General features: G+C 65.6%; 3 protein-coding genes. 2 read left to right on the top strand and 1 reads right to left on the bottom strand.

Features of this window, described 5'->3' with window-relative positions; translation table 11 throughout:
* On the bottom strand, positions 1–177 hold a 177-nt coding region (locus EN939_RS31265; protein WP_164751382.1), incomplete at its 3' end, for a CDP-alcohol phosphatidyltransferase family protein.
* A 239-nt stretch (positions 178–416) separates the two neighbouring features.
* On the opposite strand from EN939_RS31265, the gene purM reads away from it, so the two are divergent.
* Together purM and purN are read left to right on the top strand one after the other, a co-directional pair.
* On the top strand, positions 417–1,496 hold the full coding sequence (gene purM / locus EN939_RS31260; RefSeq protein ID WP_027037916.1) for a phosphoribosylformylglycinamidine cyclo-ligase: 1,080 nt from the start codon (positions 417–419) through the stop codon (positions 1,494–1,496).
* Positions 1,493–2,152: phosphoribosylglycinamide formyltransferase (gene purN, locus EN939_RS31255; RefSeq protein WP_127271468.1), on the top strand; the 660-nt coding region annotated here is incomplete at its 3' end. The genes purM and purN, both read left to right, overlap by 4 nt.

Below are 2,152 nucleotides of genomic sequence, written 5' to 3'. Positions count from 1 at the left end.
CGCGCCGGGCGTGGACTGCTGGTTGAAACGGCGGGCGATGAACCCGTCGACGCCGTCGGAAATGCCGGCGACGAGGAACCCGGCAAAAGCCCAGTCCCAGCGCGCCTGCAGCATCGCCAGCACCACCGCCGGCACCAGGATAAGGCGCAGGATGGTGATCAGGTTTGGGATGGTCAAATGCTTGGCACCTCCTCTTGGTCGGAGATAGATGATGAAGATAGCGGGTGGCAACAAGGGAGAAGCTGCCGATCTCCCGCACGGGAGAGCGGCTTTCAGCTTGGCTTTCGCCAATCACGAGCGCCTATACGCGTGCCCTGTCCACGGTTTTATGGGCCGAAATGGCCGTTATCCTTGCGGACAGAAACCGTTCATGCGAAGAGCCCGCGACAAGGAAAATTGTTGAACGGGCACCAGAAATGAGCAAGCGCGACGTGAACAAGCGCAAGAACGGGCTCACCTATGCCGAGGCCGGTGTCGATATCGACGCGGGCAATCTCATGGTCGAGAAGATCAAGCCGCTGGTGCGCGCGACGCGCCGGCCGGGCGCCGACGGCGAGATCGGCGGTTTTGGCGGCCTGTTCGACCTCAAGGCCGCGGGCTTTACCGACCCGGTGCTGGTGGCGGCCAATGACGGCGTCGGCACCAAGCTCAAGATCGCCATCGATGCCGGCAAGCACGACACGATTGGCATCGACCTCGTCGCCATGTGCGTCAACGACATCGTCGTGCAAGGTGCCGAACCGCTGTTCTTCCTCGACTATTTCGCCACCGGCAAGCTCGATCCCGACCAGGGTGCCGCAATCGTCGGCGGCATTGCCGAGGGCTGCCGCCAGGCCGGCTGCGCGCTGATCGGCGGCGAGACGGCCGAGATGCCCGGCATGTATCACGGCAATGATTACGACCTGGCCGGCTTTGCGGTGGGCGCCGCCGAACGCGGCCAACTGCTGCCCACCGACGATATTGTCGAAGGCGACGTGCTGCTGGGCCTGGCTTCCTCTGGCTTGCACTCGAACGGATATTCGCTGGTGCGCCGCATCGTCGCCGTCAGCGGTCTGTCGTGGAGCGATCCGGCGCCGTTCAACGACGAGGCCACTCTGGCCGAGGCGCTGCTCGAGCCGACCCGCATCTACGTCAAGTCGATTCTCAAGGCGATCCGCAACACGCATGGTATCAAGGCGCTCGCCCACATCACCGGCGGCGGCTTCCCGGAAAACATCCCGCGCGTGCTGCCCAAGGATTTTTCGGCCGAACTCGATCTCGAGGCGATCGACGTTCCTGCGGTGTTTTCGTGGCTGGCCAAGACTGGCGGCGTGGCGCCGGAAGAGATGATGCGCACCTTCAATTGCGGCATCGGCATGATCTTGGCGGTCGCGTCCGGCCAGGCAGCACAGGTCGCCGCCGTGCTGCAGGAGGCCGGCGAGACGGTGACGCCGATCGGCCGCATCGTGCCGCGCCGCGACGCCGGCGTTATCTATCGGGGCTCGATCGGCCTATGAACGCGCAGAGGAAACGCACCGTCGTCCTGATCTCGGGGCGCGGCTCCAACATGACCGCGCTGATTGCCGCGGCCAGCGACCCGGCGTTCCCGGCCGAGATCGTCGGTGTCATTTCCGACAAGGCGGACGCCGCCGGGCTCGGCATCGCCAGAGCGCGCGGCATCGCCACGCAGATCGTCTCGCGTGCCGACCATGGCAGCAAGCAGGCGCATGACGCGGCAATAGACGCGGCGCTCGCGGCCTTCAACGCCGAGATCGTGGCGCTGGCCGGCTATATGCGCATCCTCACCCCCGGCTTCGTCCAGAGATGGCAGGGCCGCATGATCAACATCCACCCTGCCCTGCTGCCGGCGTTCAAGGGGCTCGACACCCATGTGCGCGCACTGGCCGCCGGCATCCGCATCCATGGCTGCACCGTGCACTTCGTCACCTCCGAGATGGATGACGGTCCGATCATCGCACAGGCGGCCGTGCCGGTGATGGTCGGCGACACCGCCGATACTTTGGCAGCCCGCGTGCTGAAGGCCGAGCACCGGCTCTATCCGCTGGCATTGGGACTGGTTGCCGAAGGCAAGGCGCGCATGGAGGCCGGCCGCACCGTGCTTGCCCACTTTGCCGACTATGCCGACAACGGCACTTCGGTGGCTCTGGCCCCC

It is taken from the genome of Mesorhizobium sp. M7A.F.Ca.CA.002.05.1.1, from assembly GCF_003998335.1.
Lineage (GTDB): Bacteria > Pseudomonadota > Alphaproteobacteria > Rhizobiales > Rhizobiaceae > Mesorhizobium.
This window is presented reverse-complemented; position numbering and strand designations above follow the sequence as displayed.

What these genes read in the sequence shown, in the direction of transcription:
- purM (WP_027037916.1), top strand. Translation starts at nt 417, where the DNA reads ATGAGCAAGCGCGACGTGAACAAGCGCAAGAACGGGCTCACCTATGCC.